14 protein-coding genes are annotated in these 15,307 nt (G+C 59.7%); 4 read left to right on the forward strand and 10 right to left on the reverse strand.

Annotated features, from left to right (window positions below):
- Positions 1–331: 331 nt before the first annotated feature.
- From G5S37_RS32300 to G5S37_RS12005, 10 genes are all read right to left on the reverse strand, one after another.
- The gene (locus tag G5S37_RS32300; protein WP_206026412.1) at positions 332–3,115 is read right to left on the reverse strand and encodes a hypothetical protein; all 2,784 of its coding nucleotides are present in this window, start codon (positions 3,113–3,115) and stop codon (positions 332–334) included.
- A gap of 106 nt (positions 3,116–3,221) precedes the next feature.
- Entirely contained in the window at positions 3,222–3,815 is a 594-nt protein-coding gene (locus tag G5S37_RS11965) for a hypothetical protein (protein ID WP_165204087.1), read from the reverse strand.
- A 68-nt stretch (positions 3,816–3,883) separates the two neighbouring features.
- The gene (locus G5S37_RS11970; RefSeq protein ID WP_165204090.1) at positions 3,884–4,258 is read right to left on the reverse strand and encodes an FmdB family zinc ribbon protein; all 375 of its coding nucleotides are present in this window, start codon (positions 4,256–4,258) and stop codon (positions 3,884–3,886) included.
- A gap of 291 nt (positions 4,259–4,549) precedes the next feature.
- Positions 4,550–4,921, reverse strand: a complete 372-nt coding sequence (locus G5S37_RS11975) for a hypothetical protein (protein WP_165204093.1) — start codon at positions 4,919–4,921, stop codon at positions 4,550–4,552.
- A 58-nt stretch (positions 4,922–4,979) separates the two neighbouring features.
- Positions 4,980–5,501, reverse strand: coding sequence for a hypothetical protein (locus tag G5S37_RS11980; protein ID WP_165204096.1), 522 nt, complete (start codon positions 5,499–5,501; stop codon positions 4,980–4,982).
- A 1-nt stretch (position 5,502) separates the two neighbouring features.
- The gene (locus tag G5S37_RS11985) at positions 5,503–6,150 is read right to left on the reverse strand and encodes a hypothetical protein (protein ID WP_165204099.1); all 648 of its coding nucleotides are present in this window, start codon (positions 6,148–6,150) and stop codon (positions 5,503–5,505) included.
- Between the two features lie 236 nt (positions 6,151–6,386).
- A complete protein-coding gene (locus G5S37_RS11990) occupies positions 6,387–7,076 on the reverse strand; it encodes a GNAT family N-acetyltransferase (RefSeq protein ID WP_165204102.1) in 690 nt (229 codons plus the stop codon).
- A gap of 87 nt (positions 7,077–7,163) precedes the next feature.
- The gene (locus G5S37_RS11995) at positions 7,164–7,457 is read right to left on the reverse strand and encodes a hypothetical protein (protein ID WP_165204106.1); all 294 of its coding nucleotides are present in this window, start codon (positions 7,455–7,457) and stop codon (positions 7,164–7,166) included.
- Positions 7,458–7,494: 37 nt separating this feature from the next.
- Entirely contained in the window at positions 7,495–9,309 is a 1,815-nt protein-coding gene (locus tag G5S37_RS12000; protein WP_206026413.1) for an ABC transporter transmembrane domain-containing protein, read from the reverse strand.
- Between the two features lie 56 nt (positions 9,310–9,365).
- Positions 9,366–11,645 (reverse strand): SGNH/GDSL hydrolase family protein, encoded by a 2,280-nt coding sequence (locus G5S37_RS12005; protein ID WP_165204109.1) that lies wholly within the window; start codon positions 11,643–11,645, stop codon positions 9,366–9,368.
- Positions 11,646–12,163: 518 nt separating this feature from the next.
- Here G5S37_RS12005 and lipA point away from each other — a divergent pair.
- The 4 genes from lipA (at position 12,164) to G5S37_RS12025 (ending at position 15,138) form a co-directional block, all read left to right on the forward strand.
- Positions 12,164–13,063, forward strand: a complete 900-nt coding sequence (gene lipA, locus G5S37_RS12010; protein WP_165204112.1) for a lipoyl synthase — start codon at positions 12,164–12,166, stop codon at positions 13,061–13,063.
- A 141-nt stretch (positions 13,064–13,204) separates the two neighbouring features.
- Complete coding sequence (locus tag G5S37_RS12015; protein ID WP_165204115.1) at positions 13,205–13,531, forward strand: hypothetical protein; 327 nt, start codon at positions 13,205–13,207, stop codon at positions 13,529–13,531.
- Positions 13,532–13,727: 196 nt separating this feature from the next.
- Positions 13,728–14,060: a hypothetical protein gene (locus G5S37_RS12020; RefSeq protein WP_165204118.1), complete on the forward strand. Its 333-nt coding sequence runs from the start codon at positions 13,728–13,730 to the stop codon at positions 14,058–14,060.
- Between the two features lie 76 nt (positions 14,061–14,136).
- Complete coding sequence (locus G5S37_RS12025; protein WP_165204121.1) at positions 14,137–15,138, forward strand: glycosyltransferase; 1,002 nt, start codon at positions 14,137–14,139, stop codon at positions 15,136–15,138.
- Positions 15,139–15,307: the final 169 nt, after the last annotated feature.

Below are 15,307 nucleotides of genomic sequence, written 5' to 3' on the forward strand. Positions count from 1 at the left end.
CTGTGCAGGGAGCGGGGGACTGGGCAAAGGAGCGTGGACACTCTTGTCCGCCGTTCTGTTGCGTAGCGACTTCCCTCATGTGGAGGCTGCGAGGGACGCCTCTGGAGCAGCTGGTGGAATGTGGCCTTGCCTGCCAGATGAAAGAGATTGGCGTGTCAGGGATGGCGGACAAGAGTGTCCACGCTCCTTTGAACTGCCCGGTGCTTCACCTTGGGATTGAATGGCGCGCCTCTCACAGGTCTGGCATCAAGACGTGTTTTTAGCTCTTCACGGTATTGCCACTCACTACTTACTGAACACTGATGACTGGCTACTGCGCACTCTCCACCCCTCACTCATACTCCTTCTCCAGCGAATCCAGATAGCGCGAGAGAACATCGGGGCGCTGGGAGCGCTCGCGTTCCAGGCGGTCGCGGAGCTTCAGGTAGTCGTCGAAGAGGTTGCTGTAGTTCTGCGTTTCAGAAGCCTCATACCAGTCGAGGAAGCTCTCCACGGCCTTCGCCTTGCCCTGGATCTGCATGCGGCGCTGGCGCAGGGTTTCCAGCTTCTCCGCCACACCGCGTTCCTTGCCATTCACCAGTTGCTGCACCACGGCGGCGTAGTCTTCCACGAGCGGCCTGTAGAGCGGATGCGCGCGCATGGTCAGCGCGTTGAGCATCGCGAGATTTCGATTGAGGATGTCCTCACGGTCGGAGCGTTTCCAGATGCGGCGATAGTCTTCCAGAGCAGCCAGCTCGGGCTTGCGCTTGGAGCTGGAACCGGAGTCCGAAGATGACGAGCGCGATGCGGTGCGGCCACTAGTGCTGGGCTGGGACGGCGGCTCGATTGCCTTCTCCGGCAGGTCGGTGGCAGCGCGTGCGGGTGTGGAGCGGGCCGGGGCGGAGGCTGATTTGTCTGCCTCAACTGGGGCAGGAGCACCGGGAGTGGGCGTGCCGGCAGTTGCCTCTTCTTCCTTCTTCTCTTTGTCCTCGCGCTTGAACCACTTCAGGGGATTGAATCGCCCGGGCTTCTTTTCCGTCGCGGGTGTTGCTTCTTCTGCCGTAGTCGCGGGAGCGGGAGCGGGAGCGGGAGCTTCTGCGGGTTTTGCTGCGGGTGCAGGAGTGGGAGCAGGAGCGGCAGGCTTCGCAGGTGCTGGAGACTCTGGCAGGCCGGGAGGCTTTGCTCCTGCGCGGCGATTGTTACGCGGAAGTGCAGGCACGGCGGCTTCTTCCGTTTTGGCTTTCTCTTCTTCCTTCGTCGCAGGCTTTTGATTTTCCTTCTCCTTGGGTGTGATCGCACTCTCTGCCACGGCAGCCATCGCGAAGAGCATGATGGTGTAGGTCACATCCTTCCCGCCGAAAATTTTCGGAAAACGGAAACCCTTGCGCTCCTTCGGCGCTTCCGGTGTGTCCGTGCCTGTGCCTTCGGCTGGCGGCTTCGCACCGTCAGCAGGTTTTTCCGCGGCCTTGTCTTTCTCCTTCTCCTTGCCCGGCTGGGTTGCGGGTGCAGCAGGAGCGGAGTTACTACCAGCAGGTGTGGCCGGCTTGGATTCAGCAGGCTTTGCGGTCGGCTTGGGTGCGGGGCGACGGGGCTTCGGCTTCTCTTTCTCTGCGGCAGCTTCTTCCTTGGGTTTGGTGTCGCCAGCGGACTTCGCAGCTTCTTTGTCCTTTTCCTTCTCCCTGGCAGTATCTGCGGGAGGAGCATCGGGAGAAGGAGCAGGAGTTGCAGATGGGGGTGCCGCATCCGCAGCCGGTGAAGAGGCGGCAGGCATGGACGGAAGCGCATCCTGAGGCCCAGGTGCATTCGCACCCGTAGTCGGCGCCAAAGAATCAGGCAGCGGAGGCAGGTCAGACATCGGCTTGCCGAGAGGCGCGGGGAAGTCCGAGGGGGCGGTGCCTTCCACCGGCAGCGCCGAGGAGGCTGCATTGGAAATGGGCATCTGCGGAGCGTTGGACACCGCTGTGGCGACTTCCTGAGGCTTGGCCGCCTCCTGCTCCTTGGCTTTTGCCTTGTCCTTCGCTTTGTCGTCGCGCTTCAGCCAGCCGAGGATGCCCTTGCCCAGGCGGCCTGCCTTCACGTCTTCAGGCTCTTCACCGATGCGATCCGTGAAGTGGAGCGTGAGTGCCTTGTCGAGCATCTCCTCTGTCTCCTTGATGGTCATGGCCTCGAAGGCCGACGGCGTGGCGAGCGAGGCCATCTGCAGCGTCCACCATTTTTCCAGGCTGTTCTTCGAAGCCCCCAGGGTGGGGAAGTGCTGCTGGAGCAGTTCGCGATCCGGCCGGTCATCCATGGCCAGCGCATCGAGAAACCGGGATACACGCAGCGGACCATCCGGCTGGTCGAGCAAAGTCAGCAGCAAGGCACACGAAGACACTTCATAGATGCCGCGGGATTGCGCTTCGAGATTCTTCGGATCTGCCGCGAGAATGCGGTCGATGCTGTAGACCTGGCCGCTCTTGAACACAGCGGCGAAGAGCACGCTGGGCCGGTTGCGGCTGCGGAATTCCATGGCCTGCATCACACCGGTGAGCAGCCACTCGGGGAGGATGGGCTTTTCCCGTGCGGTGTTGATATCCTTGTGATTTCTCAGGATGCGCTCCGCCAGGAGAATGCGCACCAGTTCGCGGGTGTAGTCCTCTGTGCGGAAGTCATTGCGGAGCTGCACGGAGAGCTGCAGGTGGAAGCCGCCGTAGTCCATGAGGCTGATCCTGTACTTCACCGGCGGCTCAGCGGGATTGATATTCGGCGGAGTCTTCACTTCCACCACGACCGGGATGGCGTAGCGCCCCTCATCCTTCAGCAGGCGACCGAGCGTCGCTGCCGTCTCCTCGCTCATCAGACAGAAGGTGCTGCGCACGGAAAGGTCAGCACCGTGCACGACGAACTGCTTGCTTGAGCTCACGGAGCTGCTGAGCGTGGGGCCCGGTTGGGCGTGAGTCGGCTGCTGTGCCCTGGGAGGAGCGGCGAGGTCTGCTGCAGGAATGGGCGCCGTGGCACCGGCTGGCAGGGGGGCAGGGACTGCAGTATCTTGCGCTTCGAGTGATACCGAAGCGAGGAGGCAGAGCCCAATCCACAGGGACAGGGGGACCAGAGGGAGATGCAGAAGCGGGGTGCTGATGAGGGTGCGCAGGCGCATGGGCGGGCAGGCGGGCAGACAGGCAATCGGGAGACCGGCGGGTCAGAATATCAGGAAGTCAGGCAGACAAGAAGACAGAAAGTCACTCAGACGGAAAGCGCGTAGATCACGACTTCACCGTTTCCGAGCGCGGGTCGAGGATGACCTTGTCCTTCTCGAAGCGGATCTGGTTCATCTGGAACACCGTGTGGATTTCGGTCGCCAGGCTCTCGGTGAGGCTCTGCAATCCCGGCACCAGCGCGCTCATCACGCCACGGGGCAGCGGCAGCCGGCCAAAGGCGCCACGCTGCACCTCCACCACGAAATTCCCGCCCTCGCGCTTCACCGTGAAATCCAGCGATGCCGTGGTGGAGTGCCTCTTCTCCGGCCCTCCCCAGGACAGGCAGACGCGGGCGACGCCCGGCTCGAAGTCGAGCGCTACCCGATCAAAAGGCTTCAGGGACTCCGTAAATGCCGATTGGTGGCCCTGGACGGTCGCTGCGAGGTAGCGATTCACATCCTCCTCGCTCAACTCCAGTGTGGCATTGCGACGCCACACGGCTTGCTCGATGCGGTCAATGATGGGCGGTGTGGCATTCTTCGCCGCAGGCTCCAACCCCCGCAGGTGGGACCAGTCCGCTGCGCGGTGACTTTGGACCACCGCAGCAGTGAAAAGACCGAGCCACGCGATGAGGAAGAGATTGTAGGCAAATCGAAACACGCGCGAGCCGGAGTGGTGGGAGGAAGGGGACGGCGCAGATGCCGTGGCGGTGGCAGGACCGGAGCCGATCAGGCAACCTTGCTGGAGGTCCCGGACGAACTGGAACCACCGCTGCTGGAAGAGGAGGTCGAACTGGAGCCTGAGCCTGTGCTTGAGCTGGAAGACGAGGAACTCGATGAGGACGACGACGACGAGCCGCCGCTGTCTCCACCGCCCCCGCCGGCACTATCCTTCTTGGCGGCAGCCTTGTAGGATTCGCTGCGGTAGTCGGTGATGTAGAAGCCGCTGCCCTTGAAAATGATGCCAGCGCCCTTGCCGAGCTTGCGTTGCACCGGTCCGGCACAGCTCTCTTGGGGGCAATCCGTGAGCTTGGGGTCCTTCATCGACTGCACGGCCTCGAACTGGTGGCCGCAGGTGGTGCATTCGTACTCGTAGGTGGGCATGGGGGCAGGAGGGAGAAACAGGATGTTTTGGACCAAAACGATGCCTCACCGGACGGCGGCTGGCAAGGGGGATGTTGGAACGTAGCTCGCGAGTCCCTTCGCGAGGAGATTCCTCCTTCGTCTGGCTTCTCTAACGCAAGGTGAGTTGAGCTTACCCCTTCACTCCCGTCACCTCCTGCGGTCGGCTCCGTTCCCCCCCCCATCTCGTTTCACGGAACAACCGTTGCCACTAAGCGGCGACAACCTGATTTGCGTCTGCCCTCAAATGTTTCTTTTGAAATTCCATACCAATCAAACACGGATTTCCCAAAATCGATTAATTGACCGGCTGTAGTGTTTGAAAATCTTCTCCTGAAAGCCGTCTGTTTGACCAAAGAGCATGGTTTGGGGAAGTTTGCTTTCCGTGATGTACACCATCGAGTCTCGGAATAACAGAAAGTCTTTGGCCCTGGCTGTACCACGCAACTTGAAGGTCAGCTTCCATCCATAGGACACAAATTCATCCGGTCCCGCCGGATTGAACTTTTTCTCCACAGCTCGATCTTTTTTTATCTTCTCCGAAGACATTCCCAAGAGAAGTTGCGCCACTTCCATGGCTAACAAATTGGAGTGTGCACCCGTATCCAGAAGTGCAGTTATCGGGCGCGAATCAGCTCCGTCCACGAGAAAGGAAACGTGCCCAATTGGCATCCTCCAAATATCGAAATTACCTCTAACGAAGTTACTGGGGACCATGAGAGACAAATGCCGTGATCGCATCATCGCCGCGATCATTATCCGCCAATTTGGCAAGCAACTCACCAAATGTTTCCGCTGACGCGATTACACCTTCACCCTCCAAGAATCCTACGTGCATCCCTGAAAACTTAAGGGCTGCTTCTGAGGACATCCACTTTTCAAAGTCGCCCAGAGGGGGTGATTGCACTTCCTTGTCCTGAAGTAACGCTAACACTTCCCCTTGAGTTCTAATTACTTCCTCTTGTCTTTTGGATACTTCCTCAAGGCGGCTGATTCTTAGCTCCAAGGCTGCCAATTGGAGCGCAGCCTTGACCTTCTGAACATACTCATACGCCTTGCTGACCGCTAGCTCAACGCCAGTGTCATAATTCCATTCCGAAACATCATGTCCCGTGGCATTCCTCCCAGCACGGTGATTCAAAGAATAAGCTAGACGCTCCTCTTCCTCTGTAGAAGAAGCCTCCAACCGAAATATCTTACGTATAGATTGTTCTTGAGTAGGCATCTTACTTGAAGACTTGTTTTAGTATCGGCCACGTCAACTCACAAGCTTTTTCCATGCATTGACCGTCCAACCGCAATGGAAAATTGCTTGAAATCGTAAATCTTGCGCTGTCTTTAATTAATTCGATCTCTAATCCGTTGCATGGAGGGGATTCGGATTCGACGGTCAGTTTCTCAGCGACAACTTTAAAGCCGGGCAAAGGCGATGAATCTCTCATCGAAATTACAATGGGAGTCTGGTTTGTGTCCATCACCCACCCTCTGATATGCACATCACATAGTATTTCGGGCTCTTTAAGTTCCGCCAAAACCTTGAAAAATCCCCATGGCCATCCTCCGGCAAGTTCGCTTTTCTCTATAATTCCTTTAGGGGGAGTTGCTTCTGGCTTTCGTCTAAGTTGGAGTTTTAGATCAGAAATAGATTCTCCATGAAAGTGTCCGTGAAGGCTTCCATACAAACCAAGGGGATGAGGGCTGGAAGACAACAAAGGTACTGTAAAAGACTCTTCCCCCTCACATCGATCACGGAAAGGCTCGATTAACTCCATAAATTTTGTGTGCGGGATGGGGACTTCCTGCAAACATTTTATCTGTAGATTTACCCCCACGATCCCGTGGACTAGTTGAACCGTCTCTGTGAGGAAATTCATGAAGTCCGTGCAATTAACCCGTTAAAGGCGCCACTCACCAGCGAAATCGCGTTCACTCGTGCAAGCAGCTGTGCCACTTCGTTTAAGGAGCCGAGGTTGGTCTGAACTATTGCGTTGTCGTTTTCGTTGGCTCAGTTGTGCTGTTAAAGGAATTTCTCATTCGTGAGAAGGAGGTCATGGAGAAGGAATTGAACTAGAATGCGTATAGCTAGAGAGACCCGACACTCCAGCCCTACTCACCCCATCACCCACGTCCCCACCTTGATTGCCTCCCGGGGCATCCACCGCTGCTGGGTCCAGCAGTAGCCTTGCAGCCCCTGGAGCTGCTTTTTGTAATCATACGCGCTCGACCCGCTGGTGGCGTAGCCGGGGTAGTACAGGGCGTACCCCTGTGCCTGCGCCCACAACATTTCCTGCAGGAGGGTGTAGATGCCGAGGCTGCGCTTGGCATGCTCCGGGTCGAACATGCCGTACACGCTGGACACTGCTTTCTCTCCTAGGTCGAGGTAGCTGATGGCGGCCAGCTTGCCCGCGACCCATGCCTGGAACTCCATGCAACGACAGGGGACGGTGCCCGGCTCTGTGGAGAGGAAGGTGGTGAGCGCCTCGGGGACATTCTCAGTGAAGCGCTCCTTGTGCCGCTGGAACATGGCCTTCGCTTCGTCGGAAATCGTGGCAGGCACGACGCGCAGTTCCACGTCCTCATTCTTCCTCAGCACGCGCCGCTGGCTTTTGGTGAGGGTGAGGCCTGCAAGGCTCAAGCGCAGCGGCACGATGGTCTGCCAGCCGTCCGCCTGCGGACTCACGCTGTAGCGGAAGAACTCCGCGCCGAAATGCCTCCATCCCTCCGCCCAAAGGTCATCCATCGCCTGCGGCGGGGCATGCAGCGCTTGGAACGTATCCCAGATGAGGGGGGGCAGGCTCATGGCGTCTTGCACGACTACGATAGCCAGAACGAATCGCGGTGGGAAGCGGACGCAATCGGCGTTCGCCCACCGCATGCGCGACACATCTCACTCGTAAAACTTTCCGGAATGCAAAATCTCTGCGAATGCACGCCATGATGCCTGTTCCGAAACCATCGGCTCGCCGGTGATGCCGGAATTGGCTGAGCTCCATGTCGACATCGCGCCAAGGAAAGCAGCAATGCTCCCATTCTCCCAACCGCCAGGGCTCAGATTCAACTTCCCGTCGGCGGTGATCTCGGGCTCTTCATCAGCCGCCGCCGCGTCCGCCGCGAGCGCCTGAACAAAATCCAAGAATGACTCTTTCGAGTCTACCCTCTCTGCCATCTCGTAAAAGCTCATGTGGTGTGAAGCGTGCGAAGCAGGTTAACAACTCAACTCAATGCTCCAGCTGCAGCTTCGCCAGCGTGCGGTACAGGCTGTGCTCGCGGGCGTAGAGCTCATCATGCGTGCCATTCTCCACCACGGTGCCGCCGCTCATCACGAGAATCTGGTCCGCACGGCGCACGGTGCTGAGACGGTGGGCGATGATGATGCTGGTGCGATTTTCCATGAGCTTGTCCAGCGCCTCCTGTACCAGACGCTCGCTCTCGGAATCCAGGCTGCTGGTCGCTTCATCCAGTACCAGAATGGCCGGATTCGCGAGAATGGCGCGGGCGATCGCGATGCGCTGGCGCTGACCACCACTGAGCTGCGTGCCGCGCTCACCTACGAGGGTCTTGTATCCCTCGGGAAGTTTCTCGATGTATTGATGCGCGTTGGCCTGCTTCGCCGCCTCGATGATTTCTGCCTCGGTCGCATTGGGTCTGCCGTAGCGAATGTTCTCCTCGATGGAGCCGCCAAAGAGCAGCACCTCCTGCGGCACGAGCGCGAAGTTCTTGCGCAGGGAGGCGAGGGGATAGTCTGAGGAAGGTCTGCCGTCCAACAGGAGTTCGCCCTTGTCCGGCTGGTAAAAGCGGTAGAGCAGGTTCACCACCGTGCTCTTGCCCGCGCCACTGGGACCCACGAGGGCGATCTTCTGCCCCGGTGCGGCTTCCAGATTGAACTCCGCCAGCACCGGTGCTTCCGGGCGTGAGGGATAGCGGAACCACACATCGCGCATGGAGATGGCACCGCGCAGTTTCACGGGTTCTCCCTCGAGAGCTTCTTCCGGCTCCTCAAGCAATTCGCGAACCCGCTCCAGGGCGCCTCCTGTTTTCTGTAGCTGCGAGACAAGCTCCGGAAGCATGGCGATGGAGGCGCTGAGGGCGCCCGTGGTGAAGGCGAGGGCAATGAAAGCCTTACGGGTGATTTCGCCGTCCTGGACCATGCGCACGCCGAACCACACGCAGAGCACGACCACGCTGGTGAAAACGAAGATCACAAATGCCACAAACGCTCCGCGCAACCATGCGCCGCGAATGGCGGACTTCAGGAAGCGATCGAGGAACATGCCGTAGCGGCCGATTTCATAAGCTTCATTGGCATAAGCCTTCACGCTCACGATGCTCTGCAGGCTCTCGTCCACCACGACCTGACTGGCGGCCAGTTCGTCTTGAGCTTGCCGTGACACCTTGCGAATGCGCTTGCCGAACAAGGCAACGAGCAGGATGGCCGCCGGAATGCAGGCCAGCATGAAGAGAGAAAGTTTCAGGGAAGTGGCGAGGACCACCGCGAGGCACCCGATCAGAATCACCGTGTGCCGGATGAACATCGGGATGGTGGTCACCAGACTTTCGCGAATCGACTCCACATCATTCGCCAGTCGAGAGCCCAATTCGCCGACACGCCGTGCCTGGAGCAGGGGCATGGGAAGTTTCAGTATACGGCTGAACGTGTCCTGTCGCACATTCACCAGGGCGCCTTCTGCCGCGCGGCTGAAAAAGAGGATGCGCCAGAAGGCCATGATCGCCTGGATGCCGAGCACGCCCGCAATCATCAGCGCGTATCGATTCACATCCTCCTTCGCCTGCGCCAGCGCAGCGCCCTCTGCCGGGAGCGCGCGGTCGATGAGCACACTGCCGAGTTGGGGCAGCAGCACCGTGAGGCCCCCTGTGATCACCAGCACCAACACCGCGGGAACGAACACCTTCGCGTGCGGCTTCAGGTACTTGTAGAAGAACGCGGCCTCATGCTTCAGGCCGTGCTTCGCCTTGGTGGAGACTTTTTCTGGGGGAATAACGTCGGACACGGGGCTGGCGGCGCGATCGCTCACGGGGGACTTGGCTGGATGAGGGGGGTGGGTCAGATTCGGCAGCTCTCTGAAGAGAGCTAGTAGAGCCGTACGGTCCAGCGGCCGGTGGGCTTGTCAGAAAGTTCCAGCGCGGCGAGGGATTCCGCATCGTCCCGGTGACGTCCGTTCGAGGTCAGGCAGAAGTTCTGGTATGAGCCCTGTCCGTTTTCGCCGTTCTGCCAGATTTGCAGCGTGGTGTTGATGCCGAGCTCGCTGTTTGCATTGCCCATGGCCCACTCGTGCAGGTACAGGTAGCCGCGTGGCAGGGTGATGGTCACGCGGCGCGCGCCATCCGGGCGGCTGGTCACGCGGCACTTCACCTGCTTCTCATCGTAATACATGGCGTACTCATTGCCGAAGACCCATGCAGGTAGAGGGCCCACCGTGGCATCTCCGTCCGCAGCACTTGCGACGATGCGAATGACATCCGTGGAGCCGGGGGCGAGGCGCTTCCCGTAGCTGCGAGCATCCACGCTGAGCTCCAGGCCCACGGCGCCGCTGCCCGCGGGGCTGTCCTGCAGGCGGTAGCCGTAGATGTCATACGTGAGGTAGAGCGCATTCGAGTCTGCATCCGCGCGGAAGATCACGCCGGGTGAGGTGGTGTCTGGCATGAGCGGGTTCTGCACCTGGTCACGCACATAGATATTGGGTGAGAGCAGCGGCACGGACTCCTTCAGCGAGATGTTCCGCACCACTTCCAGTTCGCGGTCGAAACGGTAGGTGTTGCTCCCGACGGTCACCTGGAAGGTCACGGTGCCCTTCTGGCGGGTGGTCGGTGGGAAATTGAACTTCACGCGGAAGGGTTCCTCGCTCTGGCCTGCCGCGCTGAAGGTACCGGTTGCGGTCTGGCCCATCCACTTGGCCTCCCACTTGCCCACCACGGTCTGGCCGCTGGTATTGGCGATGCGGCCGGCGAGATCTACCGACTGCTGGTTGAAGGCAGCACCGGTATTCCACAGCACCGCGACGGGGGTGACACCGGCGCGAGCTTCCTCAATGCGGGCCATGCCGCCGCCCACGGTGAGAATCGGCAGGCGAAAGATGGCCTCATGCGGGGGCAGGAGATCCGAGCGGCCCTGCGAGGTGGCGGGAGCGGCGCGCTTGTACAGGATGTTTACCAGGGTCTTCTTGCCCGGCTTCAGGGTCACCTGGCTGGGGGCATCCTGCGGGGTCCACGTGGGAGTGAGCAGGGGCAGCACGGCGTAGGTCTGCTCTTCCTGGGTGGGATTCTCCAGGCGGTAGTTCAGCTTGCAGGTCTCTGCATTCTCCAGGTTCACCGTCGCAGCGGCCATGGTCCAGGGCACTTGCTTGGGGCCATTGATGAGTTCCTGGTAGACACGGCGTCCGAGAAGCTGCTGGCTGTGTGTATCAGGGTGTACGAGGTCCACGATGTCGCCGTGGTTGAAGCGGGTTTTCAGCAACTCCACGATCTGCTGGAAACTCACCATCGCCTTCTTGTCCGGGTCGTTGCTCAGCTCCTCGGACATCGGATTCTCCAGCACGGGTCCACGCGGGGCAGGGGGCGCCGGGGGTGCCTTCGGGTCGTCCTTGGCCGCATCGGCTGCCGCTGCTGTCGCGGCTGCAGTCTTGGCCGCTTCCTTGGCCAGCTTCTTCTTCACTTCATCCAGGGGATGCACGCGCTTCTCGAACTGGACGAGCCACGCCAGATCTCCGAGGTCCGCGAAGAACACCCCGTTCGCCTGCGCCACCTCACGCATGGTATCCGTGTAGGGGCGGGTGAGCGCGAGGCTCTGCTCCGGCGGATCCAGGAGGATCAGCGAGGGACCGCACAAGATGAGGTCCGCGCCCTTGCTCTTCACCACATCCACCACCTGCTGCACGTTCTTGCGGTACACATCCAGCGGCTGGCCGTTGAGGCAGTCGTTGATGCCGTAGCTCACAATGACGAGATCCGGATCATTCTCAAAAGCCGTCGTGCTCAGCGGTTGCAGCGCATGGAAAATCAGACGGCCACCGCGTGAGAAATTCTGCACCGTGATCTCCGGTCCAAAGAAGTTGGTGAGCTTCGCAGGCTGGTCCTTGGCAGGCCTCACCAGGCGCACGCCGCCATTGTAGATGAATTGATCCGCCAGCTCCTGGAGGAAAATGCCGTTCCAGGCCTTGAGCACGTTGCCGTTGTCCGCGCCGTGGCCCCAGTTGATCATCACGCTGTCGCCAATGCAGATGGCGTGCACCGGGGCGCGCTTGGCGAGTTTCGGATAGGTGCGGGGCAGGTATTGCTGGATGCGGGCGGTCTGCTCGGCATTCAGCTCAAAGCTGGCTGCCTGGGTGCTCGTGCTCGCGCTGAGGCAGGTCATCCCAACAACCGCGGCAAGAAAGGCGAGGGGATGAAGAAATCGGGGCAACATCATGGAAAGGGAAGGGGAGTGTATTTCCACCATACGTCGCACATTTCCAGCAGGAAAAGCGGAAGTGCGGACAGCAGGCGGGAGTGATTGAGACAAGACGGGTCACGACTGGATTGCAAAAAATCAGGAATTGTGACAACCCCCTGCCGCTGAGGGGGCGGTGAAAGGAGGTTGGGCGTCCTCGCCTGACAGTGGACGTTAGGCCTCCGGCCTGACGTTGGGTTGAGCGAAGGTGTGGGGGTGATTGTACCCCTCTGCGTCCTTTGCCTCTTTGCGGTTAACCGGATGTGGCCTTGCAGCGTGAAAAGCGACATGCACGAGCCGTTGCCCGTCAGGCCGGAGGCCTAACGCCCACTGTCAGGCGAGGACGCCTAACCTCCGTGCCCGCTGCTTTGCGTTCTCCCCTCAGCAAGGCAACTTTACGAAGCACTTGTCGCCCGGAAATCCCTGCTTAACGTATCCGACACATGACCCCCAAGATCGACCCCGCGCTGCACACTGACAAGAAACCCGATTGGATCCGGGTGAAGTTGCCGCGCGACCCGGTCTTCTGGAGCACCAAGGCCCTCATTTCCGACCTGAAACTGCACACCGTGTGCGAAGAAGCCCAGTGCCCGAACCGCTGGGAATGCTGGAGCCAGGGGACGGCCACTTTCATGATTGCCGGCGACCGCTGCACGCGCGCCTGTGGTTTCTGCGCGGTGAAGACCGCCAAGCCCTTCGCCCTGGAGGCGGATGAGCCCCAGCGCGTGGCCCAGGCGGTGAAGCGCATGAAGCTCAACCACATCGTCATCACCGCCGTGGCGCGTGACGACGTTGCGGATGGCGGCGCGGAGCATTTCGCCCGCACCATCGAGGCCGTGCGTGAGGTGCAGCCCACCATCACCATCGAGATCCTCGTGCCTGACTTCAATGAGAAGGACGATGCCCTGCGCACCGTGATGCTCTCGAAGCCGCACATCTTCAATCACAACCTGGAAACCGTCGAGCGCCTCACGCCCCTCGTCCGCAGCCGCGCGAAATACCATCGCAGTCTGCACGTGCTGAAGCGCGCCAAGGAAATGGCGGAAGAACTCGGCACCAAGGTCGCCACGAAGAGCGGCCTCATGCTCGGCCTCGGCGAGACCGAGCCGGAGCTCTTCCAGGCCATGGACGACCTCCTCGACCACGGCGTCACCGTCCTCACCCTCGGCCAGTACCTGCGCCCCTCACCCCAGCACCTTCCCGTGGTGAGCTATGTGCATCCAGATACCTTCGAAAACTACAAGCAGATCGCGCTGAACAAGGGCTTCCGCCATGTGGCGAGCGCACCGCTGGTGCGCAGCAGCTATCATGCGGCGGACTTCAAGCCGGAGTTGGATTTGTAGCCGACCACGGTCGCCAAGTATGTATTTCTTGGGCCACCTCGGTGATCATCTCAAGTCTGACGAGGTCATCGACGTGTTGGAGTGGGCGGACATGGAGGTGATTTATGCCTTCGATCGCGCGCGCGCGAGAACGCCCCGGACGTGTATCGGGCATCCGCCTACGAACACGGCTTCGAGTTCATGTTCGATGAGAAGCAGATACTGGATACCATCTTCCTTTATCTGGAGCCGACAGAAGAATTCGAGTCGTTGAACTTGGAGGAAGAGTGCGATGTGCCGTTTTTTACTTCGCTCAAGGAAGCCCAGGCCAAGGGAGCGCGGAACAACTGGCCGACGGATACAGGAAAGGCTGATTTTCTTGGAATAGTTCGCGAGTGGATTCGGTTTCGCTTCGAGGGGCACACCGTGCACTATGAATTTCACAAGGGGAAGCTTGCGATGGTGACTTTGTCGAGCGCACAGGATTGAAGTGCAAGGAGGTTGGACTTTCCAGTCCGACAGTGGGCGTTGGGCCTTCTGGCCTGACGATCATTGCCCTTCTGGCACAAGGCCCCGTTTCTTTTCTGCTGTCGGGCCGGAAGGCCCAACGCCCGCTGTCAGGGCAGAAGCCCTAACCTCCATCATTGATCGCCGCTCACTCGCGTGGCAGCATTTCTCCATTGTCATGCACCCCTTCTCCAACAAGTTCCGAATTCTGAAGCTTCTGGCGAAAATCGCCTTGCTGGCGATACCCCTCGGTCTGGTCGCATGGTACCTGCCTCATGATTCCACCGGCTCCAAGGCGTGCGCCATCGCGGTGGCACTTCTGATCGTGCCGGTTTTTCTTTTCACCTATGTCCTCACCATTCTCCACTGGAAGAGCCGGTACAAAGGTGACCACAGCGACCTCTGGGGGGTACTGCTGCTGATTGAGACCAGCGGATGGCTGAAGATTGTCTACCTCATTCGGCACCTGTTGCCTGACATGATGGGGAAGGGGAGATATGAGCCGCGCTGAGAGCATTCTCTATTGCATTGAAGGATGCTGGGCTTGTGATGCAGAATGGTAATGGTCTGTCCATCCGCTGATATCCATGCTCTCCATCATCATCCCCGCCCATAACGAGGAACTCCTCCTCGGGCGGACGCTGTATCATCTGACCACGGCAGTTGATGAACTGGGGCTCCCTTCTGAAATCATCGTCGTGGACGATGCCTCCACGGACCGCACGGCTGCCATTGCGGAGGAGTATGGCGTGCGTGTCATTCACGTGAATCACCGTCAGATCGCCGCTACACGCAATGCCGGTGCGCGTGAGGCGCGGGGAGACATGCTGCTGTTTGTGGATGCGGACACACTGGTAAGTGTGTATCCCCTGCGCGCTGCCGTTGAAGCCATGGAGAAGAAGGGCGCTGTGGGCGGTGGCTGCCGGTTCCGCTTCGAAGGGCGCCTGCCTCTCTATGGTCGCATCATGCAGTCCCTCGCCATGCCGCTCTACAGTTTGGCCAGGCTGGCGAGTGGTTGTTTTCTCTTCTGCAGACGCGAGGCCTTCGAAGCGGTGGGTGGCTTCGATGAGAAACTTTTCGCTGCCGAAGAAGCTTATCTGAGTCGCGCGTTGCACAAGAAGGGGCGCTTTGTGATCCTCCGCGAATCCGTCTTCACTTCCGGTCGCAAGCTCCGCACCTATTCCTTCGGCGAAGTCCTTCGCCTGTTCGGAGGCATTGCCATGTCCGGCTTCAAGTCGGTGCAGCAACGCGAAGGGCTGGACATCTGGTACGGCGAGCGGCGGCAGGATCCGGAGGAGATGGCAAGGCAGGCGCAAATAGCCAATGACGAGTGGGTGGTGGAGGTCGATGGCCGCCCAGTGGCACTGCTCACGGAGCCGGAGTGGGCGGAGATGTTTCGCACCAGCTACAAGATCAAACCTCTCGCAGAGGACGCGGAGACCCTGGCGAAGCTGAACGATGTGGAATTCTGGAACGCCATGGAAGGCATGAAATTCCGGCACCGTGCCACGGCGCAGCTTGGCGAGATGGCCTTTCCCCTGATGAATGCGCTCAGCCGCGGACGAATCGTGATGCGTGGCATGTATTGAGGAGAGTGGATGGGCGCTCCCGGGTGGAGAAATCCACTTTGCGCCATGAGCGTCAGGTGAAGGATATGGAAGCGGTGCCGAAGGCCTTGGACTGCGTGCAGCCCTGCTGCCGCTTTGAAGAGTCCACAGCCTGCTGTGGCGATGGCGGCACTTGCTCGTAAGGTCATAT

This window comes from Roseimicrobium sp. ORNL1, from assembly GCF_011044495.1.
In the GTDB taxonomy this organism is placed as follows: Bacteria; Verrucomicrobiota; Verrucomicrobiia; order Verrucomicrobiales; family Verrucomicrobiaceae; genus Roseimicrobium.

Excerpts from the sequence above, each read along its gene's own strand:
- G5S37_RS12020 (WP_165204118.1), top strand. The coding sequence starts at position 13,728 with ATGCACCCCTTCTCCAACAAGTTCCGAATTCTGAAGCTTCTGGCGAAA.
- G5S37_RS11985 (WP_165204099.1), bottom strand. The coding sequence starts at position 6,150 with ATGAATTTCCTCACAGAGACGGTTCAACTAGTCCACGGGATCGTGGGG.
- G5S37_RS12005 (WP_165204109.1), bottom strand. The coding sequence starts at position 11,645 with ATGACCTGCCTCAGCGCGAGCACGAGCACCCAGGCAGCCAGCTTTGAG.
- G5S37_RS12025 (WP_165204121.1), top strand. The coding sequence starts at position 14,137 with ATGCTCTCCATCATCATCCCCGCCCATAACGAGGAACTCCTCCTCGGG.
- G5S37_RS11990 (WP_165204102.1), bottom strand. The coding sequence starts at position 7,076 with ATGAGCCTGCCCCCCCTCATCTGGGATACGTTCCAAGCGCTGCATGCC.
- G5S37_RS11970 (WP_165204090.1), bottom strand. The coding sequence starts at position 4,258 with ATGCCCACCTACGAGTACGAATGCACCACCTGCGGCCACCAGTTCGAG.
- lipA (WP_165204112.1), top strand. The coding sequence starts at position 12,164 with ATGACCCCCAAGATCGACCCCGCGCTGCACACTGACAAGAAACCCGAT.
- G5S37_RS32300 (WP_206026412.1), bottom strand. The coding sequence starts at position 3,115 with ATGCGCCTGCGCACCCTCATCAGCACCCCGCTTCTGCATCTCCCTCTG.
- G5S37_RS11995 (WP_165204106.1), bottom strand. The coding sequence starts at position 7,457 with ATGAGCTTTTACGAGATGGCAGAGAGGGTAGACTCGAAAGAGTCATTC.
- G5S37_RS11980 (WP_165204096.1), bottom strand. The coding sequence starts at position 5,501 with ATGCCTACTCAAGAACAATCTATACGTAAGATATTTCGGTTGGAGGCT.